Here is a 21864-nt window from a genome sequence, read left to right as displayed (position 1 = left end):
CTGCGGGCTCGACCTCGGAGGACCGCCCTGACATCATCATCATATACATGGATTACGAGGAGTAGCGGATGAGCCCGTTCGACCTGCCGCCCGGCGAGGGCCGCGCCCCGCTGTGGCAGCTGTGCCCGGAGCTCGGCCCGGCGACGGAGGCCTTCAGCGCGACGGTCCAGGCCGACACCCGGCTGCCGGTCCGGGTCGCCGAGGCGGCGCGGATGCGCGTCGCCGAGCTGAACGGCTGCCAGGTGTGCCGCGACACCCGGGTGGACGACCTCGCGGCGCACGGGATGGACGAGGCGTTCTACACCGGCGTCGGGGATCCGGACCTCCGCGACCGCTACGCCCCCGAGGAGGCGCTGGCGATCGAGTTCGCCGAGCGCTTCGTCGCCGGGACGCAGGCGTTCGACGAGCCGTTCTGGTCACGCATGCGAGCGACGTTCGAGCCCGCCGAGATCGTGGCGCTCGTCGTGTCGACGTCGAAGTGGCTGGCACTGGGCCGCATCAACGCGGTGCTGGACCTCGCCGTCGCCTGTCCGGTCCGCCTCTCTCCGTCGGCCAGGTGACCCGAGGCGTCCGGGTCGTGCGGCGTCGCCGGAGGGCCACCTGTATGGCTGACCCGTTCGGCGACCGCGGCGTCGAGGGCGGCGATCCCGTCGGCCACGTCGTGCACGAGTCCGGGACGCTTCGCCTCCGGGGCAGGCACCTCGGTCCCGAAAAGGATCAACTCGCGCCCAGCTCCGGCGACCCGGATGTCGTTGGCGGCTGCCGGCAGGAGGCCGCCGCCGATCGCGTGGCCGTGGACGCGCGCGACGGTGACCGGCCGGGCCTCGCGGACGGCACGTTCGCCGAAGCGGGCGGCCTCTCGCCTGGTTTCCGGTGAGCTGCCGACAGGTGCCGGTCCGGGTGGGTCGTCGAGGTCGGCGCCGGAGCAGAACGCGCGCCCGGCTCCCTCGAGGACGATCACCGCGACAGCCGGATGGGGCGGTGCGGCACGACCCGATCCTGCATCACGGTGAGGACATTCGGAGAAACGGACATTCAGGCCGACTGGAGCACGTCGGCATCAGCTCGCCTGCCCTATCGTGACGATGTGGGTCACCCCGACGTGGACGAGTCCTCGCGACATGCGCTCAGGGCCGTGGCGGGTCGTTGCCTGCCCCGGGTGGACGACCAGTACCGCGCATGGCTCGTGCTGCTGAGGCGGTCCGGGTTGTACGGCGATTCGTGGGTCGATCACGACGAGCTCCGGGCGAAGGCACTCGAGGTGTTCGAGCTCATCTGGCGTCGCATCGCCGGGTTCGAGGTCGCCGAGCATCTCGCCGAGGTGTCCCACCGGGTCGGGGTCCGGCGGGCGGAGCAGGGTGTCCCGCTCAGCGAGGTGCAGGCCGCGGCCAACCGCGATTTCCAGGTCGTCTGGGAGGCGATGCTGGCGGAGGCGGACGACCACGAGGCGGCAGCGCTGTTGCAGCATGCCCCGGCGATCTGGGCGATCGTCGAGGACCACACGCAACGCATCACCGAGGCCTACCGACGTCGGTCGAACGAACTCGACGACCTTTCCGACGACCGTCGACGTGAGTGGTTCCGACGCCTGCTCAAGTGCGACGGGGAGCGTCCCGATGTCGTCAAGAACGCGGCGGAGGTGCTCGAGCTCCCGGTGGAGGGGCGGTTCCGGGTCGTGATCGCGACCCGCGAGCACGCGGGGCGTCTCCGTGACGCGCGCGACGCGCTCATGGCCTTGCGATGGTCCTTCCACTACCAGGAGGTCGAAGGTGGCGACCTGCTCGTCATCCAGAGCACGCAGGAGCAGGACAAGCGCGTCATGATCTGCCTCGGGGGGATCCGGTGTGCCGTCGCCCCGCCGGCTCACGGGCTGGACGAGGTGCCGCGCGCGACGAGGATCGCGTCGGACATCCTCGCGGCGCTCCCCGAGGACCGGAGCTCGCCGGGCCTGCTCGAGGATGCGTGGCTCTCGGTCGCGGCGACCCAGGCTCCGCTCGTGACCCAGGCGTTGGCCGACCGGATCCATCGCTGTCTGGAGAACGTGCAGGACGGGGATGTGCTCCTCGAGACCGCGCGGGTGTTCTGTGACGGGGACGGCACGGTCTCGCGCGCCGCCGGCGAGCTCTTCTGTCATCGGAACACGGTGCTGAACCGTCTCGAACGCCTCCGCAGCCTGACCGGTGTGGACGTCCGCCGACCTCGGGACGCGGCCGGCTTCCTCTTCGCGATGAGCGCCGGGAAGCCGGCCGGCGGCACCCCGTAGCGAGCACGAGGACCGAGCGGTACTCAGTCCGGAGGCCGCAGCTCGAGCACCAGCTCGGCCGCCGACTCGACGGCGGACCGGCTGTAGAGCAGCGGGAAGTACTGCCCCCGCGCCCAGCCGTCCACGAGGTCGGCGAAGTGCGGTGAGCGCGGGTCGCCGGACTGGCCGGGGTGGTTCAGCGCGAGTGACGCGTCCCAGTCGCCCACGTCGATCACCACACGGAACGTCGATCCGCCCGTCTGCACGAAGGCGGAGTCGTAGGCGGTGTCGCACACCGTGTCCCCGCTCCCACCACGAGGGACCGGCCCGACCGTCACGACGTCTCCGGTCCGGTCGTCGGTGACCCCGAGGGGGTGACGGAGCACGGAGACGTGCAGCCGTCCCCACGCCCACGTCGCGGGGTCGTTGCCCATCAGCGACTCGCACTCGGCGAACGCGGCCTTGAGCGACGAGATCATGACGTGGCGCAGCGTGTCGGCCGGGTCCGGTCCGAGGCGATCGCCGGGATCCTCGAGCAGGTCGAGCAGGACCCGCGAGTCGGCGAGCAGCGACTCGTCGGGCACGAGTCGGGCGACCGCATCGTCGACCTCGGCGGCGGGCAGCAGGCGGTGCAGCGCTGCGGCGAGCACCGCCGGGCGCAGATGGCGCCGGTGCCACACCTCGAAGAGAGCCGCGGCCGCCGACGTCGCCTCGAGGACGCCGTCCCACTCCCTGAGCATCGCCAGGCCGGGCGCGGCGTCGCCGTCGGTGAGCGGCCCGAGAACCCGGAGGATCCGCTGCGCAGGAAGACTCGTCACATCGTTCTGCAAGCGGGCGGCGTCGCCGACCGACCGCACCAGTCCGCCCGCGATCGCCGCGTCGATACGGTGCTTCCGATCGGGTGCGTACCAGTCGTGGGTGACCGTCTTCCCCGCGGGATGGTCGGGCGGGAGGTTCATCTCGTTCGCCGATGCGAACCATCCCGGCTCGGGGTTCTCGATCCCGGGCAGCTCGTCGGCGTCGTAGAAGCCGTCCCACTCGTAGCGTCCGTCGCCCGGCACGGGCATCGTCCCGTCCCAGTTCGGGCGACGCGGGGCGAGTCCGGCCGCCTTCCAGGCGATGTTCCCGTGGACGTCGGCGTAGATCTGGTTCTCCGCGGGCGCGCCCCATCTGTTCATGGCCGCGCCGAAGCTCTCGAAGTCCGTGGCCCGCATGTAGTCCACGCTGCCGAGGTAGGGTGCCATGCCCGGCTCGAGCCACGCGGCGCGGACGGCGAACGCGTGCGTCCGCGTCGTGCGGACGACCGGACCGTGCCGGGTGAAGAGGAACTCGATCTCGACCTCGGTGCCTCCCCGGACCGGCACCACGTCGCGCTCGACCCGCATCCGCTCCCAGCCGTCGCCGTAGCGGTAGCGCGTCGGGTCGTCGGGATCGAGCTCGTAGACGTACAGGTCCTCCTGGTCGACGCTGAACAGCGTCATCCCGAACGCCAGCGCGCCGTTGTGCCCGATCGAGACCCCGGGCAGTGCCGGCTCCCCGCCGCCGATGACGCTGAACGAGGGGGTGCTCAGATGGACGAGGTAGCGCAGCGACGGCAGCGACAGCGCCCGGTGCGGGTCGTTGGCGACGATCGCCCGCCCCGTCTCGGTGACCTGCCCGCCGAGAACCCAGTTGTTGCTGCCCTCCATCAGGACGGCGGCCGAGGAGGGCACGCGGGCGGGTTCGGTGAAGTCCGGGTAGGTCGTCGCGAGCTCGTAGACGTCGAGGACGTCGTCGGGGATCGCGTGCAGGTCCAGGCCGTCGGGCACCGTGAGCGGGACGAACGGCTCCCGGGCCTTGCGCAGCTCCTCGACCGCGGCGCCGTAGTCCCTGACCGTCCGCGCCCGGGCGACCTCCTCGCGGACGTTCTGGAACAGGCCGTGGCTGCGGATGCGGGCGACGTCCTCCGCGTGCCAGTGCGACGGCAGGTAGCCGTGCCGGCGGAACTCCGGCGGCAGCAGGTCGGGCGAGGAACGCACCAGATCGACGTACGCGTTGACGCCGGCGACGAACGCGGACGCGATCCGTTTGGTGTCGGAGCCGTACGCGAGCCATTCCTGGCGCATGTCGCCGCGGAAGAGGAACAGCCGGGCGGCCCGGTCACGCTCGACGAACTGCGGTCCGAACACCTCGGACAGGAGCCCCAGGCCGCGGCGTCGCCACAGGTCGATCTGCCACAGCCGGTCGCGGGCGGCGTTGTAGCCCTGGGCGAGGAACGCGTCGTGCGACGACGAGGCGTAGATGTGGGTGACGCCCCAACGGTCGATGACCATCTCGACCGGCGACCCGAGGCCGGGGACGTCGTGGACGCGTCGGTCGGCAGGCACGTCCTGCTGACTCATCGTGACTCCTAGAGAGGTGCGGATGGGAGAGGGCAGGCCGCGACGCCGGGGGACGGGTCGGTCCGTCACCCCGGCGTCGCGCGATCCGTCAGCCGACCGGGTTGCCGTTCTCGTCGTAGGCGAGGTCGTCGTAGTCACTGACCTCGATGAGGCCTTCCTCGACCATCTTGTTGAAGGCCTCGCCGCGGTCGATGAGCTTGAGCGGGGCGCGGTTGGCGGCGAGCTCGCGCCGACGGTCGGCGGTCGCCTCGGTGTCGACCGCAATGGGGTGGCGCGGGTCGTCGCTGTCGACGAGGACGACTCCGTAGTCGTCACGAGCGCTCTCCGGCGACACGAGGGCGCGGTGGACGTCGAGGCGCACGGCTTCGGGGTCGCGCTTGAGCGGGTCGCCCCATCCGCCGCCGCCGGGGGTCGTGATACGGACGATGTCGCCCTTCTTCACCGGGACCATCTGCTGACGGTGGACCAGCTTGACCTCGTCGGGTGTGCCGGGGTTGATCCAGCACACGCCCGGGAGGCCGGCCTTGCCGCCGTTGACGCCGAACGGGCCGAACACCGTGCGGTACGCGGTGATCGAGAGGAACCCGTCGGCGAGGCAGCGCACGTCCTTGAGGTACCCCAGCCCGCCCCGGTAGAGCCCGGCACCGCCGGAGTCCTTGTAGAGGCCGACTCGTTCGACGACGATCGGGTACCGCTGCTCGATGAACTCCGCTGGCAGGTTCTTGGAGTGGGGGACGAGGTCGACGGTGTCGGTCCCGTCGGCCCAGGGGCGTGCACCCGAGCCGGCACCGAAGATCTCGCGGTAGAGGTACTCGTTGCCGTCGTCGTCGTGGCCCCAGATGCCGTAGAGCTGGATGTTCATCATCCCGGCGATGACGTTTCCCTTGTGCGCCTTCGCCAGCGCCGCCGTGTAGGCGTTGATCATGACCAGCATGCATTCCATGCGGTCGACGACGGGTGCGGGATGCCGCGCCGACAGGACGGTGTCGGGCGGGATCATCATCTGCATCACCCGGCCCATGCCTTCGTTGACGAGGAGCTCCTGGCCTGCCTCGCCGGCGAGGAAGGCGCCGAGCCACTTGATGTAGTGGCGGCCGTCCATCGCCCAGTTGACCGGGCCCTCCGCCACCGGACCGGTCCCGCTGGCGTCGATCACCATGCGGTCCTTGTCCTTGTGGATGGTGTACTTGATCTTGATGGGCTTGTTCGAGATGCCGTCTTCTTCGATGAAGTCCTCGCCGACGTAGGTGCCGTCGGGGATGTTGGGCAGCGCGTGTGCGCGAGCGTCGCTCTCGCAGCGGTCCATGATCGCGTAGAACGCCGCCTCGACGACGTCCGCGCCGTACTGGTCGACGAGTTCGAGCACCCGGCGCTCCATCAGCCGCGCGCAGGCGATGAACCCGTCGATGTCGCCCTGGAGCTCGCCCGGGAAGCGGCTGTTGCGCAGCAGGATCTTCAGCGCGTCCGCGTTGAGCCTGCCGGCGTCGAACAGCTTGACGACCGGGCAGATCGTGCCCTCTTCGTAGATGCTGGTCGAACGGATGGGCCAGCTGCCGGGCACCGCGCCGCCGACGTCGGTGACGTGGCCGAACACCTGGGAGAAGCCGATGAGGCGGCCCTCTCCGAAGATCGGGATGACGATGCAGTAGTCGGGCAGGTGGCCGATCGTGGCGCACGAACCGTGGACGTCGTTGTAGATGTACACGTCGCCCGGGAGGATCTCCTCGAGCGAGTAGGTGTCGCGGATCGGGTCGGCGGTCGCGGCCCACGACACCGTGGTCACGTTGTCGCAGTCGATCGAGTTGATCGAGGCGCGGTAGTCGTGCTGCTCGCGGATGATGCTGCTGCGCGCCATCCGCTCGACGACGGCCTCGCCCTCCTCGACGGCCCACTGGAGGGCGCCGCCGATGACGTCGATGGTGAGGGAGTCGAGCGTCGGCTTCAGCTTCTGGATGCGCTCCCATGCGGCGTCGTCGCGCGGCCAGCTCTTGAGCCGCATGGGCTCGAACCGCGTGCGGTCCTCGTACGGGGTCATGTCGATCGTGAAGTGCGTGATTTCCTGGGTCATGTCGGTCTCCGTCCGAGGCGCGGGTCAGTCGCGGGTGGCGAGGATCTGGCCGTTCTTGTCCACGGTCATCGACCAGCCCGGCTCCAGCACGAACGTCGCGTCCTCCTGCACCACGATCGCCGGTCCGGAGGTCGACAGGCCGACGGGCAGGCCGTCGCGGGGGTAGACGGGGGTCGACACCCAGCCACCCTCGTGACCGGCCTTCGCCTCGAAGAAGACCTGCGTGTCACCGAGGTTCGCCTCGTCCCAGCCGGTGTTCTTCGGCGCGACCTCGTTGATGGGCGGCCGACGGAGCTCCCCGATGCCGGCCGCCGCGAGCGCGACGATCTCCACGGGGTCCTGGCCCTTGTAGGAGTAGCCGTAGGTCCGCTCGTGAGCGGCGTGGAACTCCTCGATCGCCTTCTGCCAGGCCTCCTCGGACAGCTCGTTGGGGTCGCCGTCGTAGTGGGAGTCGACCTGTACGCGGATCTCGTACGCCTGGCTGCTGTAGCGGAAGTCGAGGAAGGTCTCGACGCCGACCCGCTGCTGGTCGACGCTCTCGCGGCGGGCGGACGCGAGCGCCTCCTCCGCGATCTTGCGGTAGGCCTGCTGCAGCTCGGGCAGGTCGATCTCGTCCTCGCGCCGCACGTAGGTGTACACGGCATCCGTCCGGAGGTCGGTCATGAGCAGGCCCTCGGCACAGGCAAGACCCGGGGCCAGCGGCACGAGGACCTTCCGGGTCTGCATGATCTCCGCACACCGGCACGCGTGCAGGCCTCCCGCGCCGCCGAACGGGAAGAGCGTGAACCGGCGCGGGTCGCGTCCGCGGGAGACACTGGTCAGGCTGATGCCGCGGGCCATGTTCTCGCTCGCGAGCCGGAGGATGCCGAGCGCCGCCTCCTCCGGGGTCACGCCGAGCTTGTCGGCGATGTTGTCGGCGATGGCCTTGCGCGCGGCGTCGCGGTCGACCGTGATCGACCCGTCGCCCAGCGTGGCTTCGGGGATCCGGCCGAGGACGACGTGGGCGTCGGTCACCGTCGCCTGCGTGCCGCCCTTGCCGTAGGCCGCCGGGCCCGGGCTGGCACCGGCGCTCTGGGGTCCGACGCGCAGGGAGTCGTCGCCGACGATCGTCGCGATCGAGCCGCCGCCGGCGCCGAGCGTCGTGATGTCGACCATCGGAGTCTTGATGTTGTAGTGCTCGATCTTGCCCTCGGCCAGCATGTGCGGGCGCCCGTTCTCGATGAGGCAGATGTCCGTGCTGGTGCCGCCCATGTCGAGGGTGATCAGGTCCGGCTCGTCGGCCACTCGTCCGAAGGCGCACGCGGCCAGCACACCGGCGGCCGGGCCGGACAGGACGGCCTTGATCGGCTGGGTGGCGATGTCCGCATCCGGGACGAGGCCGCCGTTGGACTGCATGACGAACAGCTCGGACTTGCCGCCGCTGCGGGCGATCGCGCTGGACAGCTGCTTGACGTAGTGCGTCAGGGCGGGCATGAGGGCGGTGTTGAGGCAGGTGCTCAGCGTGCGCTCGTACTCGCGGTACTCCCGGCTCAGCTCGGAGGACAGCGTGAGGTAGCACTCCGGGTAGACCTCCGTGAAGATCGCGCGGACGGCCTCCTCGTGGACCGGGTTGCGGTAGCTGTTGAGCAACGAGACCGCCACGGCCTCGATCCCCATGCTCCTGAACTCCTCGGCGACCGCGCGGACGGACTCGGAGTCGAGGGGAACCATCTCGTCCCCGGTATGGGCCATGCGGCCCTTCACCTCACGGACGAGCTCGAGCGGCACCACCCGCGGTGGCTTCTCCCAGTAGGCGATGTTGCCGAACCCGCCCGGCACGGTCTGGCGAGCGCACTCGAGGACCTCGCGGTGTCCGTGGGCGACGATCAGGCCGGCCTCGCTGTACTTGCTCTCGAGGATGGCGTTGGTCGCGACGGTGGTGCCGTGCATGACCATGGTCGTCTCGTCGGCGGCGACTCCGTGCCCGGTCAGGCCGTCGAGCCCGTTCGCGAAGCTCTCCGAGGGATCCCAGGGGGTCGACGGGACCTTCTCGTAGACACGCCGTCCGGTCTCCTCCTCGATCGCGACGACGTCTGTGAACGTCCCCCCGATGTCAATGCCAACTCGCCACGTCATGTGGTGTCCCTTTCGGTTGCTCGACTGCCGGTGGGTGGGCGGCCGCTGGAATCGGACCCGCTGTGGGGTGACCTGGCACACGCGGACCGGCGAGCCCAGTACAGACGCGGGCACGTTGCCTCACAAGCGACAGGCTCACAGCCTTGACCGGGACCGGTTGTGCAGTTGCAGTCCGGTGGGCGGGAGGGGGCGTCGGGTCACCCGAACTCGGGGCGCCCGCACACGTCCGGGGCGTCCTCGCCGCGGTCCCGGCGGCCGCCTCGCTCCCGCGGTCGTTGAGCACATGTCGAGCCCCGAGGCGGCGGCACTCGATGTCTGCCCATCGATCCCGGGCACACCGCCGCCTACCGTCGTGCGTAGGTGCCGGTACCGCGTCCGCGGACGCCGGCGGCGGGACGAAGCCGGAGGTCGTCGAGGAATGTCGGTAGCCGCTGAGGTGGACGCAGTCGGTCAGGCAGAGCTCGTCCGCGAGGGCGAGGTCACCTCCGAAGAGCTCGCGCGCGCGGCCATCTCGAGGATCGAGGCGCTCAACCCACGAATCAACGCGGTGATCCACTACATGTTCGACGAAGGCCTGGCAGCCGCGCGGCGGGCCCCGTCGGCGGCTGCTCCGACCGGGCCGCTCCACGGCGTCCCGTTCCTGTTGAAAGACCTGCTCGCCGAGTACGCGGGACAGCCCTACCGGGCGGGCAGCAGGTTCCTCGAGGGCAACGTGTCGAGCGAGGACGCGGAGCTGACGAGGCGGTACAAGGCAGCGGGCCTGATCATCCTCGGCAAGACCAACCTGCCCGAGATGGCCGTCGGTCCCTCGACCGAGCCCGTACTGTTCGGTGCGACCCGGAATCCGTGGAACCCGGACATGTCGACCGGCGGTTCGAGCGGCGGGGCAGCTGCGGCCGTCGCGGCCGGCCTCGTCCCTCTCGCACACGCGAACGACGGCGGCGGGTCGATCCGCATCCCGGCGTCGTGCTGTGGGCTGGTGGGCCTCAAGCCGAGCCGGGGCCGCAATCCGCTCGGCCCCCGCTACGGCGAGGTCTGGGGAGGGCTGGTCGCCGAACACGTCGTCAGCCGCAGCGTGCGCGACACCGCGGCGGCCCTCGACGCCACGCACGGGCCGGACACGGGTGCGCCGTACTGGTTCGGGAATCCGCCCACGACGTTCCTCGAGGCCACCGGCCGCGTGGATCGGCCGCTGACGATCGCGTTCACCGAGCACACATACGGCGGGAACGCCATCCACGAGGAGTGCCGGGTGGCGGTGCGACACGCCGCCGCGCTCTGCGAGTCGTTGGGGCACAAGGTGGTCGAGGCCCGGCCCGCCATCGACGAGGACGTCTTGTTCGGCAACTTCACCCGCATGCTCGCGGTGGCCGTCGCCGCCGGTCTCCGCGACGTCACGCGGCTGCGGGGACGGGAGCCCCGCGAGGACGAGATCGAGCCGCTGGTGTGGCTGATGGCCCGACGCGGCGAGAACATCAGCGGTGGCGAGTACCTCACGGCCGTGCAGGACCTACAGGCCGTGAGTCGGCAGGTCGCACGCTTCCACGAGGACTTCGACGTGATGCTCACCCCGACGCTCGGCCTGCCGCCCGTGCCCATCGGATCGTTCGTGACCGAGCCCGGCGCGGACCCGTTCGAGGTCCGTCGACGGATGTGGTCGTTCGCGCCGTTCACGCAGCTCCAGAACGCGACGGGGCAGCCGGCGGTCTCCCTGCCACTGCACTGGACGGCCGACGGACTGCCTGTCGGGGTCCAGGCCGTTGCGAGACTCGGCGAGGAGCACATCCTGCTCGGCCTCGCCGGCCAGCTGGAGGCCGAAGCCCCATGGGCGCATCGACGGCCTCCGATCTCGGCGGTCTGAGCGGGCAGGACCGGCGGCGACGGTCGGCCGGTGCCGACGGCCGCCGCGGAGCCGTTCACGTCTGCGGTTCGAGGGCGCGGCGGAGCATCCCGACCAGCGCGCCGGTCGGCGGTGGCACGGTGTCGTCGGGCGGTCGGGACAGCAGCCAGGTGTCCATCGCCCTGCCCATGCCGATCGCGACGGCGATCAGCAGGTCGGACGGAAGGTCCGTGCGTACCGCACCGCTGGACCGGCCGAGGACGAGAACGCGTTCCAGCCACGGCATGACCGTCGCCTCCAGCTCGAGCTGCGCCCGCTGGAGGGCGGGGTTCTCCGACGCCCCGAGCCAGGTGCGCGCCAGCGAGGCCACCCGGGGGTGGGCGGCCAGCCGGGTGAGGGCGTCGCGGTAGAAGCGCTCGACGGTCGACCAGAAGGCGTCGGGGCCGGGCTCGGACGGGCGGGCGACGGGCCCGACGTCGGCGAGCAGGCGCTCGAACTCGACCCGTGCGACGTGTGCGAACAGGTCTGCCTTGTCGTCGAAGTAGTAGTACATCGAGCCCTTGGAGATGCCGGCGGCGTCGATGACCCGGTTGAGCGAGGCGTCGTGGAAGCCGTGGGTGGCGAACTCGTCGAGCGCGGCGCGCAGGATCGCCTGCTGCTGGGCCGGGGGGAGTCTGGCGAAGCGGGGGCGGACCACGGCGGCTCAGGCGACCGGCACGGCCGGCAGCTCGACGGCGTCGCGCAGGCTGCGGCCCATGACGAGGTTCGGCACGTAGGGGAGGCCCATCAGCCGCATCGCGACGTTCCGCACGGCCAGCGCGGCCCTGCTCCGCGGTGCGAACGCCAGTCCGAGGCCCACGGCTGCGTCCTGTTTGGACCGCAGCAGGGGACCGAGACGCTCGTGGTAACGGGCGAACGCGCGGGCATGGTCGCCGTCGGCACGGGCGAGCTCGACGGCCAGGACGTAGGCCTCGACCATCGCCAGCGCGGAACCCTGACCGGCGAGGAACGACGGGCACGCCGCCGCGTCGCCGACCAGCGCCACCCGTCCCCGCGTCCAGGACGGCATCCGGATCTGGCTGACGCGGTCGAAGAAGAACGTGCGGGCCGAGCCCATCGCGTCCAGTACGGCCGGCGTCTCCCAGCCGGCGCCGGCGAGCCGGTGACGCAGCAGCGCCTGCTGCTCCTGCGGGCCGTCCGGCACGGCTGCGAGGCCGTCGTCGTGGCGGAGGGAGACGCAGAACATCGTGACGTCGTCGCGCAGCGACACCCGCAGCAGCTGGAACCCGACGTCGGCGTGCATGACGGCAGCACCTTCGGTCCGGGGCGCGTACCCCTCGACCTCGAACACGGCCACGACCATCCCGAGGTAGCGCTCGAACTGCTCCTGCGCACCGAAGGTGAGCGTGCGCACCGCGGAATGCAGCCCGTCGGCGCCGACCACCAGATCGAAGTCGCGGGACGTGCCGCTCGCGAAGCGCACGTGCACGGCCCCGTCGACGTCGTCGACCGCCGCGACCGTCTCGCCGAACAGGGTCTCGACGCGTCCGTCCAGCGCGGACATGATCGTCGAGGCCAGGTCGGAGCGGGCGATCGTGACGTAGCGGTCGCCGAGATCCCCCACGACCGCCTCCGCCGGGAACGAGGCCACCCGCCGGCCGCGGCGGTCGACCGAGCGGGCCTCGGTCAGGTGGTGGCCCGAGCGGTGCAGCTCCGCCGCGATGCCCATCCGCTCGGCGACGTCGAACCCGGCACCCCAGAAGTCGACGAGGTACCCGCCGCGCCGCGGCCGCGGCGCACGCTCGACAAGGGTGGGCTCGTGCCCCGTCCTGGCCAGCCAGTAGGCCAACGTGGGCCCGGCGATCCCGCTACCGACGATCAACACCCGCATGTCCGCCTCCCGGTCTGGACCACCGGTTCGACTACCAGTCTACGCCGGACCGCCCCCCGTGGGGCCCCGGCCGTGCTCAGGCGGGGTCGCGCAGCACCGGGCAGCTCATGCACCGCGGCCCGCCGCGGCCCCGGCCCAGCTCGCCCCCCGGGATCTCCAGGACCTCGATGCCGTTGCGCCGCAGGTGGGTGTTCGTGGTGACGTTCCGCTCGTAGGCGACGACCACGCCAGGGGAGACGGCCAGCACGTTGCACCCGTCGTCCCACTGCTCGCGCTCGGCGGAGTGCACGTCCTGCGCGGCGGTGAGCACCCGCAGCCGCGGCACCCCGAGCGCCGCGGCGATCGCGGTGTGCATGTCGGCGGGCGGATGGTCGGTCACGTCCATCTCGTCGGGGCTCGCGCCGGGCCGGACGGTGTAGGCGGGCAGCATGCCCAGCCCGGCGTAGGTCACGAGGGTCTCCGGGTCGGCCATCGTCATGACGGTGTCGAGGTGCATGAGCGCGCGTGCGGACGGCAGCCGCAACGCCACGATCCGGTCGACCTCGCCCGCGGCGAACAGCCGCCGGGCGAGGAGCTCGATGCCCTGTGGCGTCGTGCGTTCGGAGAGTCCGACGAGCAGCGCGCCCCCGCCGACGACGAGCACGTCCCCGCCCTCGACGGTCGCCGGGCCGGCGGCCGCGCCGTCGGACCAGGTCGCGAAGTCGGCACCCGCGAACCCCGGGTGCCAGCGGTACACGGCCTCCCAGTGCAGCGACTCGCGCCTGCGGGCCTCCCGGCGCATCGAGTTCACCGCGACCCCGCCGTGGATCCACACCGACGTGTCGCGCGTGTAGAGGTGGTTGGGCAGCGGTTCGAGGACGAAGTCGTCGAGGCCGAGGACGTGGAAGGCCATCGAGCGGGGCTCGGGGACCCGCTCGAGCACCTCGCGCTTGGTGATGCCCCCGACGAGGTGCTCCGCGAGGGTGTCGAGGTCCATCTCGTCGAAGCACCGGCGCAGGCCCTCGACGGCGGGCGGGCCGTAGATCCGGTCGTCGACCACGGTGTCGAGGACGTGCTTGCGCGCCGCGGGGACGGAAAGGGTCTCGCGGAACAGGTCGCCGAACAGGTCGACCTGCACGCCGCGCTCGCGCAGCACCGCGGCGAACCGGTCGTGCTCGGCCTGTGCGCGGGCGACCCACAGCACGTCGTCGAACAGCAGCCGGTCCTTGTTGCCCGGCGTGAGCCGCTTGAGCTCGAGCCCGGGGCGGTGCACGACCACCCGGCGCAGCGTGCCGACCTCCGAGTCCACCCGGTACATGTGGCCGAGGATGCCCGATGATGCGCACATGCGGCTGGACCGGCTCGACGAGCAGCTGATCGCCCTGCTCACCGACGACGCCCGGCGCAGCTACGCCGACCTGGGCGGGCGCATCGGGCTGACGGCCTCCGCGGTCAAGCGCCGCGTCGACCGGCTGCGCGCGGGCGGGGCGATCACCGGCTTCACGGTGACGATCGACCCCGCGGCCCTCGGCTGGACCGTCGAGGGCTACGTGGAGCTGTTCTGCCGGTCCTCGACCCCGCCGGAGGTGATCAGGGCGGCGGTGGAGCCGTTCGCGGAGGTCGTCGACGCGAGCACGATCTCCGGCGACGCGGACGCGCTGTTGCACATCCTCGCCGCCGACATGCGCGACTTCGAACGGGTCCTCGAGCGCATCGGGGCAGAGCCGTTCGTCGCCAGGACCCGGTCGGTCCTGGTGCTCTCGCCGCTGCTGCGCCGCGGGGCCGGTCCCCGGGCCTGATCGCGGGAACCGGCGCCCGCGCAACGATCCGCCACGGCGGGCGCCGGACGCGCAACGATCCGCCGTGGACGCGCAACGGAGGCCGATTGTCGTGCACGGCGGGGCTTCCTACCGTCGAGGTATGCGACCACCCGTCGCGACCCGGGAGGCTGCCGTGACCCTGACCGACCCGCTCGCCGCGACCACCACATGGCACGAGCAGCTGCTCGCCGAGCGTTCCGCGCACAACTACGCGCCCCTGCCCGTCGTGCTGACCAGCGGCTCGGGTGCCCGCGTCGTCGACGTCGAGGGCCGCGAGTACATCGACTGTCTCGCCGGGTACTCGGCGCTCAACTTCGGACACGGCCATCCCGCGCTGGTGGCCGCCGCGCACCGCCAGCTCGACCGGCTGACGCTCACCGGCCGGGCGTTCGGCAACGACCAGCTCGGCCCGTTCTGCGCCGAGCTCGCAGCGCTGGTCGGCAAGCAGATGGTGCTGCCGATGAACACCGGCGCCGAGGCCGTCGAGTCGGGGCTGAAGGTCGCCCGCAAGTGGGGCTACGAGGTCCGCGGCGTGCCCCACGACCGGGCCCGGGTCGTGGTCGCGGCGAACAACTTCCACGGCCGCACCATCGGCATCGTCGGCTTCTCGACGGATCCGGAGGCGCGCAACGGGTTCGGGCCCTTCGCGCCCGGCTTCGACGTCGTCCCGTACGGCGACGCGGACGCCCTGCGGGCGGCCGTCGGGCCCGAGACCGTCGCCGTGCTCGTCGAGCCGGTGCAGGGCGAGGCCGGCGTCGTGGTGCCGCCGCCGGGCTACCTGGCGGCCGTCCGCGACATCTGCACCGACGCCGGGATCCTCTTCGTGGCCGACGAGGTTCAGTCCGGCTTCGGGCGCACCGGGCACGTCCTGGCGACGCGCGGTCTCGGGGGCGTCGACGCCGACGTCTACCTGCTGGGCAAGGCCCTGGGCGGGGGCATCCTGCCGGTGTCCGCCGTCGTCGCCGACGAGGCCGTCCTGGGTGTGCTGCGACCCGGCCAGCACGGCTCGACGTTCGGCGGGAACCCGCTCGCCTGCGCCGTCGGACGGGCCGCGGTAGGCCTGATGGCGGAGCCCGCCCTGCTCCGTCAGGTCGTCACGCTGGGTGAAATCCTGCGCACGGAGCTCGAGGCGCTGGTCGGTCGCGGCGTCGTCACGTTCCGTAGCGTCGGACTGTGGGCAGGGGTCGACATCGACCCCGCGCTCGGTACCGGACGGACGGTCTGTGAGGCCCTGTGTGCCCGCGGCGTGCTGGCCAAGGAGACCCACGGTGCGACGGTGCGGCTCTCGCCGCCGCTGGTCATCGCGGAGGCCGACCTGCGGCACGCTCTCGCGACGCTCGGCGAGGTGCTGGCCGGGCTCGCCGGCTGACCGCCCCCGCCCCCGGCCCCGGACGGGGTCAGGACGGGGTCAGGACGGGGTCAGTGTCCAGCCGTCGACGCTCCCCTCGACGACGCGTTCGGGCGCGAGGGCGCCCAGCGCCAGCGTGGCGACGAGGCGCGCGAGCTGCCCGGACGCCGGACTCGTGTCGAGCGCGATCCGGGCGAGCAGGACGTCGACGAGCGACGGGCACAGCTGCGCGGCGGGCGGGAAGGTCCGCAGCGCCCCGCTGCGCTGGCCGTTCTCGACCAGGTCGAGCAGTACGTCGACGACGGGGGCGATCACGCGGGGGTCCTGCTCGTCGGAGGGGTCGGGGAGCGCGCCGACGCGGACCGTGTAGTCCTGCGTGGCGGCCCAGTAGGCGGCGGTGATCCCGCGGTTGCGGACGCCGATGCGGGTCAGCGCGCGGATCTGTGTGACAAGGGCGCCGACGACCTCGGCGGGCGGCGTGTCGGACCGGGCCGCGTCCGCCGCGGCGGCGCGGCACGCGGCGACCAGTGGGGCGATGAGCGGTGCGAAGACCTCGGCGATCAGCGCGTGCTTGGCGGGGAAGTGGTTGTAGGCGGTGGCCGAGCTGACCCCCGCGTTCGAGGCGACGTCCTCGATCCGCGTGCGCACCCAGCCCCGCGCGGTGAACGTGGCGTCGGCGGCATCGAGCAGCGCACGCCTGGTTCGGTTGCGCTTCGTGGCCGCGGCCCGCGCGCGCGGATCGGCCGAATGGGGGTCGGGGGCGGGACTCATTACACGCAGCGTAGCCAATCCGGGCCCAATTACCCTTGACTCCAAGTCGGGATTCACCCAAGATACGGATTTGTACTTGAAAGTCGAACGTCGTGGAGATACCGCCGGGCACAGCGGTCTCCATGATCCGTACAGCGGGGGAGGCTCGCACGCCGGCGGTCGGGGGATCGCGGTGGGTGAGAATCGACGTCGAGTCCTCTTGCGCTGCCGTGAACGGGGCCCGCTTCCTCACCGCGGATCGGCACCGGTCGGACATTCGGAGTTGCCCGGTGGTCCACCGATGGCGGCTCCGGTGCAGGGAGGGGACCCCGATGCACGCTCCGTCAGAGCCGGCCGCCGCCGGCACCCCACGCCGATGACCGCCGCGACCGCCGCGACCGTGACGAGCCGGACGCCGGTCACCACGCCGTCCGCGGAGTACCCGGTCCCGTCTGCCAGAGCCACATCCGGTGTCAGGGCCACATCCGGTGCCGCGGCCGCGGTCGCCACCTCGACACCGCCCGTTCCGGTGCTGCCGCGCCCGCGCGTCGCGCCCGACGCCGACGCGGCCGCACCGCCGACGCCCGACGGGGCGGTCGGCCCCGCCGACGCCGCGCTCGCGCTCGCCGAGGACCCGCTCGCCGCGAAGGCCGCCGCCGAGCCCGTCCCGGAGGGTCCCGCCGAGCAGCTGGAGGCGCTCGTCGGCGACGCCGCCGCAGGTCACCCGGCCGCCCGGGACGCGCTGCTCGCCCTCATCCACCCCATGGTGCTGCGGTACTGCCGCGCCCGGCTCGGCCGCCAGGAGTCCGTGATCGGCGCCGCCGAGGACGTCGCGCAGGACGTCTGCCTCGCCGTCGTGCGGGCGCTGCCCAACTACACCGTGAAGGGACTGTCGTTCCGCGCCTTCGTCTACGGCATCGCGGCCCACAAGGTCACCGACGCGTTCCGGGCCATCGGCCGCAACCGGTCCGAGCCGGTCCCCGAGGTGCCCGACACCGTGTCGGGGGCGGAGAGCCCGGAGCACCGCGCGCTGGCCGTCGAGCTCGGCGAGCGGCTGGGGGAGCTGCTGCACACCCTGACCCCGCGCCAGCGCGAGGTGATCGTCCTCCGCGTCGCCGTCGGGCTGTCCGCCGAGGAGACCGCGCACGCCGTGCGCTCGACACCCGGCGCGGTCCGGGTGACCCAGCACCGGGCCCTCACCCGGCTGCGTCAGGTTCTCGTCGACCACGAGGCGGCGGCACTGCTGCTGGCCGACGCGGCCGCGGGCCGGGGACCGGGCGACGGCCCTGGCGACGGGGCGGGCGAGGCGACCGGCGACGGCGCCGACGGGGCCCGTGCGGAGTCCCCCGCGCAGGCGGACCGGGACGAACGGGTCGGCTGAGCGGCGAACCGCCCGGGGAGTAGCCTGGCGACGATCACCAGACATCGTCACCGGGCCTCGTCGTCCGGGTCAGGAGGACACGTGTCGGCTGGCCAGATCGCCGCGCTGATCGCCGCCGGCGCGTTCGTCGTACTGGTGCTGATCGCGGCCGTCCCGCTGATCAAGCTCGGCCGCACCCTCGACGAGGCCACCGTCGCGATCCGCAAGGCCCACGAGGGCAGCGCGCCGCTGCTGTCCGACGCGCACACCACGCTCAACCAGGTCAACACGCAGCTGGAACGTGTCGACGGGATCACCGCCGGGGCCCGCACCGTCACCGCCAACGTGTCGGTCCTGTCCTCGCTGTTCACCGCGACGCTCGGTGGCCCGCTCGTGCGTGCCGCCGCGTTCTCCTACGGCGTCAACAAGGCGATCAAGGCCCGCCGCGCGGGCAAGGGCAGGAAGAAGGCCCGCGCGTGAAGCGGCTGTTCTGGCTCGGCGTCGGCGTCGCCGCGGGCGTCTACGGCAGCAGGCGTGCCACGCGCGCCGCGCAGAGCCTCACCCCGGCCGGGATGGGCGCCAACATCGCCGATGGGCTGCGCGAGCTCGGTGCCGGCCTCGGTGCGTTCGGCGCGGAGGTCCGCGCCGGCATGCAGTCGCGCGAGCAGGAGCTGGCCGACATGGTCGAGCGCCGCACCGGCACCCCCGTCCCCACCTTCGCCGACGCCGTCGCAGAGGACCCGGCGACGAGCCCCCGGCGAGCGCGCCGGGCGGGGCGTTGACCCGCACGCGCGTCCGCCCCGCCCCTCGGCCCACCGACCGCATCACGTAGAGAGCCGTCCCCGTGCAGACCCATGAGATCGCCCGCCGCTTCACCGACCACTTCACCGGCACCGGCCACACCCGCGTCGCGAGCGCGTCGCTGATCCTCGACGACCCGACGCTGCTGTTCGTCAACGCCGGCATGGTCCAGTTCAAGCCGTACTTCCTCGGCGACGCGCCGGCGCCGTACCCGCGGGCGACGTCGATCCAGAAGTGCGTGCGCACCGGCGACATCGACGAGGTGGGCCGCACGACGCGGCACAACACCTTCTTCCAGATGGCGGGGAACTTCTCCTTCGGCGACTACTTCAAGGAGGGCGCCATCGAGCACGCGTGGCGCCTCATCACGTCGTCGACGTCCGACGGCGGGTACGGCCTCGACCCCGACCGCATCTGGGTCACCGTCTTCCACGACGACGACGAGGCCGCCGGTCTGTGGCAGCGCATCGCGGGCATCCCCGCCGAGCGGATCCAGCGCCGCGGCATGGCCGACAACTACTGGTCGATGGGCGTCGCCGGGCCGTGCGGCCCGTGCTCGGAGATCTACTACGACCGCGGGCCGCAGTACGGCCGTGAGGGCGGGCCCGTCGTCGACGAGGACCGCTACCTGGAGATCTGGAACCTGGTCTTCATGGAGAAGGAGCGGGCCGCCGGCGGGACCAAGGACGACTTCCCGATCATCGGTGAGCTGCCCGCGAAGAACATCGACACCGGGCTGGGCATCGAGCGGGTCGCGTACCTGCTGCAGGGCGTCGACAACGTCTACGAGACCGACCTGGTCCGGCCGGTGATCACCCGTGCCGAGGAGCTGTCCGGACGGCGCTACGGCGCCTCGCACGAGGACGACGTCCGCTTCCGCGTCATCGCCGACCACGCCCGGTCCGGCGTCATGATCATCGGTGACGGTGTCACCCCCTCCAACGACGGGCGCGGCTACGTCCTGCGGCGGCTGCTGCGCCGCATCGTGCGCTCGTCGCGGCTGCTCGGCGTGCAGGAGCCCGTGCTGGGCGTGTTCGCCGAGGTCGTCCGCGACGAGATGGCGCCGTCCTACCCGGAGCTGGTCACCGACTTCGAGCGCATCTCCGCCGTCGTCCGCGCCGAGGAGGAGGCGTTCCTGCAGACGCTGACCGCGGGATCGCGCATCTTCGACGTGGCCGTCGCCGACACCCGCCGGGCCGGTGGCACGACGCTCGCCGGCGACCAGGCGTTCCAGCTGCACGACACGTACGGCTTCCCGATCGACCTGACGCTGGAGATGGCTGCCGAGGCCGGGCTCACCGTCGACCAGGACCGGTTCGCCGCGCTCATGACCGAGCAGCGCACCCGGGCCAAGGCCGACGCGGCCGCGCGCAAGACCGGCCACCACGACGGCTCGGTCTACCGCCCGCTGCTCGACGCCCACGGCACCACGACGTTCCTCGGCTACACCGAGCTCGCCGCCGAGGGCACCGTCGTCGGCCTCGTCGTCGACGGGGCGGCGGTCCCCGCCGCGAGCGAGGGCCAGCAGGTCGAGGTCGTGCTCGACCGCACCCCGTTCTACGCCGAGGCGGGCGGCCAGCAGGCCGACCACGGCGTGCTGCGCACCGGATCGGCCATCGTCCGCATCGACGACGTGCAGTCGCCGGTCGCGGGGCTGCGCGTGCACCGCGGCACCGTCGAGGCCGGGACCGTCGCGGTCGACGACGCCGTCGTCGCCGAGGTCGACGTCGCCCGCCGCGCGTCGATCTCCCGGGCCCACACCGCCACCCACCTCGTGCACGCGGGCGTCCGCGGGGCCCTGGGCACGGCGGCGGCGCAGGCCGGGTCGCTCAACGCCCCCGGCAGGCTGCGGTTCGACTTCACCTCCCCGTCCGGCGCCGTGCCCGCCGCGGCGCTCGCCGAGATCGAGGAGGAGGTCAACACGAAGCTGCAGGAGAACCGCGAGGTCGAGACGTACGAGACCTCCATGGACGAGGCCCGCCGGCTCGGCGCGATGATGCTGTTCGGCGAGAAGTACGGCGACCGGGTCCGCGTCGTCGACATGGGGGACTACTCGCGCGAGCTGTGCGGCGGCACGCACGTCGCGCGCACCGGCGAGCTGGGCATCGTCAAGGTGCTGTCGGAGGCGTCCATCGGCTCGGGCGTCCGTCGCGTCGAGGCCCTCGTCGGCAACGACGCGCTGCGCCAGGTCTCGACCGAGCACCTGCTGCTCTCGCAGATCTCCGACCAGCTCAAGGCACGCCCCGACGAGCTGCCAGACCGCATCGCCGCGCTGGTGGAGCGGCTGCGCACCGCCGAGCGCGACCTCGAGAAGCACCGGGCCGACGCCGCGCTGGGCGCCGCGGGTGCACTCGCCGACGGCGCGGAGGACGTCGCCGGGATCGCACTGGTCGCGGTCGCGGCCCCGGCCGGGGTCTCGGGTAACGACCTGCGCGCGCTCGCCGCCGACGTGCGGGGGCGGCTGGGCGACCGGCCGGGTGTCGTCGCCCTGTTCGGCACCGACGGCGACAAGGTCTCCTTCGTCGTGGCGACGACCGCCGCCGCGCGCGACCGCGGCCTCGCCGCGGGGAAGCTCATCCCGGCGTTCGCGCCCGCCGTCGGCGGCCGCGGCGGCGGCAAGCCCGATCTCGCTCAGGGCGGCGGGCAGAACCCGGCGGGCGTCCCCGACGCCATCGCCGCGCTGCGCTCCGCGCTCGCCGCCGGGTGAGCGCTCCCCGGCGCGGCCGCCGGCTCGGGATCGACGTCGGGGCCGTCAGGGTCGGTGTGGCCCTGTCGGACCCCGACGGCATGCTCGCGACGCCGCTGGTCACCGTCGCGCGCGACCTGCGGGAGGCGGGCGACCGCAGCGGGTCGGACCTGCGCGAGATCGCCGCGCTCGTGGCGGAGCACGACGTGGTGCAGGTGATCGTCGGGCTGCCGCGCACGCTGGCCGGTGCCGAGGGTCCCGCCGCGGCGGCGGCCCGCGCCTTCGCCGACGACCTCGTCGCCGTCCTCGACGTCCCCGTCGAGCTCTCCGACGAGCGGCTGACCACCGTCGTCGCCACCCGCCAGCTGCGCGAACGCGGCGTCAAGGGCAAGCGGCAGCGGGCGGTCGTCGACCAGGCGGCGGCCGTCGCGATCCTGCAGGGCTGGCTCGACGCCCGGCCCCGGTGACGGTGGGCAGGAAGGAGCCGGTCCGCGCGCGGTCGGGGCGTCGGTATTGTCGGGACCTGTGAACCCCGTTGCGCCCGACGTCGGCAGCTCCGGCCGGCTCCGGTGACCGAGGGGTC

At 72.4% G+C, this 21864-nt stretch carries 17 protein-coding genes and 2 pseudogenes; 11 read left to right on the top strand and 8 right to left on the bottom strand.

Features of this window, described 5'->3' with window-relative positions:
* Positions 1–68 precede the first annotated feature (68 nt).
* Complete coding sequence (locus PSD17_RS15975; protein ID WP_013675651.1) at positions 69–560, top strand: carboxymuconolactone decarboxylase family protein; 492 nt, start codon at positions 69–71, stop codon at positions 558–560.
* A gap of 44 nt (positions 561–604) precedes the next feature.
* Entirely contained in the window at positions 605–877 is a 273-nt protein-coding gene (locus PSD17_RS15970; RefSeq protein ID WP_339123247.1) for a hypothetical protein, read from the top strand.
* Here the strand turns inward: PSD17_RS15970 and PSD17_RS35370 are convergent.
* A pseudogene (locus PSD17_RS35370) lies at positions 794–961 on the bottom strand (enoyl-CoA hydratase/isomerase family protein); the annotation flags it as partial. The gene PSD17_RS15970 and the pseudogene PSD17_RS35370 sit on opposite strands and share 84 nt — an antisense overlap.
* A 198-nt stretch (positions 962–1159) precedes the next feature.
* Here PSD17_RS35370 and PSD17_RS15965 point away from each other — a divergent pair.
* Complete coding sequence (locus tag PSD17_RS15965; protein ID WP_041759810.1) at positions 1160–2263, top strand: PucR family transcriptional regulator; 1104 nt, start codon at positions 1160–1162, stop codon at positions 2261–2263.
* 23 nt (positions 2264–2286) lie between these two features.
* On the opposite strand, the gene PSD17_RS15960 is transcribed toward PSD17_RS15965, so the two are convergent.
* The 3 genes from PSD17_RS15960 to PSD17_RS15950 form a co-directional block, all read right to left on the bottom strand.
* Positions 2287–4623, bottom strand: a complete 2337-nt coding sequence (locus PSD17_RS15960) for a penicillin acylase family protein (RefSeq protein ID WP_013675649.1) — start codon at positions 4621–4623, stop codon at positions 2287–2289.
* An 88-nt stretch (positions 4624–4711) separates the two neighbouring features.
* Positions 4712–6691 (bottom strand): hydantoinase B/oxoprolinase family protein, encoded by a 1980-nt coding sequence (locus tag PSD17_RS15955; protein ID WP_103383456.1) that lies wholly within the window; start codon positions 6689–6691, stop codon positions 4712–4714.
* A 24-nt stretch (positions 6692–6715) separates the two neighbouring features.
* Complete coding sequence (locus PSD17_RS15950; protein ID WP_339123244.1) at positions 6716–8806, bottom strand: hydantoinase/oxoprolinase family protein; 2091 nt, start codon at positions 8804–8806, stop codon at positions 6716–6718.
* 283 nt (positions 8807–9089) lie between these two features.
* Here PSD17_RS15950 and PSD17_RS15945 point away from each other — a divergent pair, with 283 nt between their 5' ends.
* On the top strand, positions 9090–10667 hold the full coding sequence (locus PSD17_RS15945; RefSeq protein WP_339123243.1) for an amidase: 1578 nt from the start codon (positions 9090–9092) through the stop codon (positions 10665–10667).
* Between the two features lie 55 nt (positions 10668–10722).
* Here the strand turns inward: PSD17_RS15945 and PSD17_RS15940 are convergent, their stop codons facing one another.
* The 3 genes from PSD17_RS15940 to PSD17_RS15930 form a co-directional block, all read right to left on the bottom strand.
* Positions 10723–11343, bottom strand: a complete 621-nt coding sequence (locus PSD17_RS15940; protein ID WP_339123242.1) for a TetR/AcrR family transcriptional regulator — start codon at positions 11341–11343, stop codon at positions 10723–10725.
* Positions 11344–11349: 6 nt separating this feature from the next.
* Positions 11350–12537, bottom strand: coding sequence for an FAD-binding domain (locus PSD17_RS15935; RefSeq protein ID WP_339123240.1), 1188 nt, complete (start codon positions 12535–12537; stop codon positions 11350–11352).
* A 76-nt stretch (positions 12538–12613) separates the two neighbouring features.
* Complete coding sequence (locus tag PSD17_RS15930; protein WP_013675642.1) at positions 12614–13834, bottom strand: arginine deiminase; 1221 nt, start codon at positions 13832–13834, stop codon at positions 12614–12616.
* A 28-nt stretch (positions 13835–13862) separates the two neighbouring features.
* Here PSD17_RS15930 and PSD17_RS15925 point away from each other — a divergent pair, with 28 nt between their 5' ends.
* Positions 13863–14315: an Lrp/AsnC family transcriptional regulator gene (locus PSD17_RS15925; protein WP_103383461.1), complete on the top strand. Its 453-nt coding sequence runs from the start codon at positions 13863–13865 to the stop codon at positions 14313–14315.
* A gap of 121 nt (positions 14316–14436) precedes the next feature.
* Entirely contained in the window at positions 14437–15705 is a 1269-nt protein-coding gene (gene rocD, locus PSD17_RS15920; RefSeq protein WP_339123237.1) for an ornithine--oxo-acid transaminase, read from the top strand.
* A gap of 39 nt (positions 15706–15744) precedes the next feature.
* On the opposite strand, the gene PSD17_RS15915 is transcribed toward rocD, so the two are convergent.
* Positions 15745–16455, bottom strand: a complete 711-nt coding sequence (locus tag PSD17_RS15915; RefSeq protein WP_013675639.1) for a TetR/AcrR family transcriptional regulator — start codon at positions 16453–16455, stop codon at positions 15745–15747.
* 667 nt (positions 16456–17122) lie between these two features.
* Between PSD17_RS15915 and shbA the strand changes: the two are divergent.
* The 5 genes and pseudogenes from shbA to ruvX all read left to right on the top strand — a co-directional run.
* Positions 17123–17665, top strand: a pseudogene (gene shbA / locus PSD17_RS15910) (RNA polymerase sigma factor ShbA); the annotation flags it as partial.
* A gap of 231 nt (positions 17666–17896) precedes the next feature.
* Positions 17897–18274, top strand: coding sequence for a DUF948 domain-containing protein (locus PSD17_RS15905; protein ID WP_013675637.1), 378 nt, complete (start codon positions 17897–17899; stop codon positions 18272–18274).
* Positions 18271–18576 carry a hypothetical protein gene (locus tag PSD17_RS15900; protein ID WP_013675636.1) on the top strand — a complete coding sequence of 102 codons (306 nt, stop codon included), beginning with the start codon at positions 18271–18273 and terminating at the stop codon, positions 18574–18576. The genes PSD17_RS15905 and PSD17_RS15900 overlap by 4 nt, the downstream gene beginning before the upstream one ends.
* 62 nt (positions 18577–18638) lie before the next feature.
* Positions 18639–21302: an alanine--tRNA ligase gene (alaS, locus tag PSD17_RS15895; protein ID WP_339123234.1), complete on the top strand. Its 2664-nt coding sequence runs from the start codon at positions 18639–18641 to the stop codon at positions 21300–21302.
* Complete coding sequence (ruvX, locus tag PSD17_RS15890; protein ID WP_013675634.1) at positions 21299–21748, top strand: Holliday junction resolvase RuvX; 450 nt, start codon at positions 21299–21301, stop codon at positions 21746–21748. Before alaS ends, ruvX begins: the two co-directional genes overlap by 4 nt.
* Positions 21749–21864 lie beyond the last annotated feature (116 nt).

It is taken from the genome of Pseudonocardia sp. D17, from assembly GCF_036984265.1.
Lineage (GTDB): Bacteria > Actinomycetota > Actinomycetes > Mycobacteriales > Pseudonocardiaceae > Pseudonocardia > Pseudonocardia benzenivorans.
Note: the sequence above shows the minus strand (reverse complement) of the source record. Positions and strands in the feature narration are given on the sequence as shown.

Coding starts and splice junctions, on each gene's coding strand:
- PSD17_RS15975 (WP_013675651.1), top strand. CDS start 69: ATGAGCCCGTTCGACCTGCCGCCCGGCGAGGGCCGCGCCCCGCTGTGG.
- PSD17_RS15970 (WP_339123247.1), top strand. CDS start 605: ATGGCTGACCCGTTCGGCGACCGCGGCGTCGAGGGCGGCGATCCCGTC.
- PSD17_RS15960 (WP_013675649.1), bottom strand. CDS start 4,623: ATGAGTCAGCAGGACGTGCCTGCCGACCGACGCGTCCACGACGTCCCC.
- PSD17_RS15955 (WP_103383456.1), bottom strand. CDS start 6,691: ATGACCCAGGAAATCACGCACTTCACGATCGACATGACCCCGTACGAG.
- PSD17_RS15950 (WP_339123244.1), bottom strand. CDS start 8,806: ATGACGTGGCGAGTTGGCATTGACATCGGGGGGACGTTCACAGACGTC.
- PSD17_RS15945 (WP_339123243.1), top strand. CDS start 9,090: ATGTCGAGCCCCGAGGCGGCGGCACTCGATGTCTGCCCATCGATCCCG.
- PSD17_RS15935 (WP_339123240.1), bottom strand. CDS start 12,537: ATGCGGGTGTTGATCGTCGGTAGCGGGATCGCCGGGCCCACGTTGGCC.
- PSD17_RS15930 (WP_013675642.1), bottom strand. CDS start 13,834: ATGTACCGGGTGGACTCGGAGGTCGGCACGCTGCGCCGGGTGGTCGTG.
- PSD17_RS15925 (WP_103383461.1), top strand. CDS start 13,863: ATGCGGCTGGACCGGCTCGACGAGCAGCTGATCGCCCTGCTCACCGAC.
- rocD (WP_339123237.1), top strand. CDS start 14,437: ATGCGACCACCCGTCGCGACCCGGGAGGCTGCCGTGACCCTGACCGAC.
- PSD17_RS15915 (WP_013675639.1), bottom strand. CDS start 16,455: ATGAGTCCCGCCCCCGACCCCCATTCGGCCGATCCGCGCGCGCGGGCC.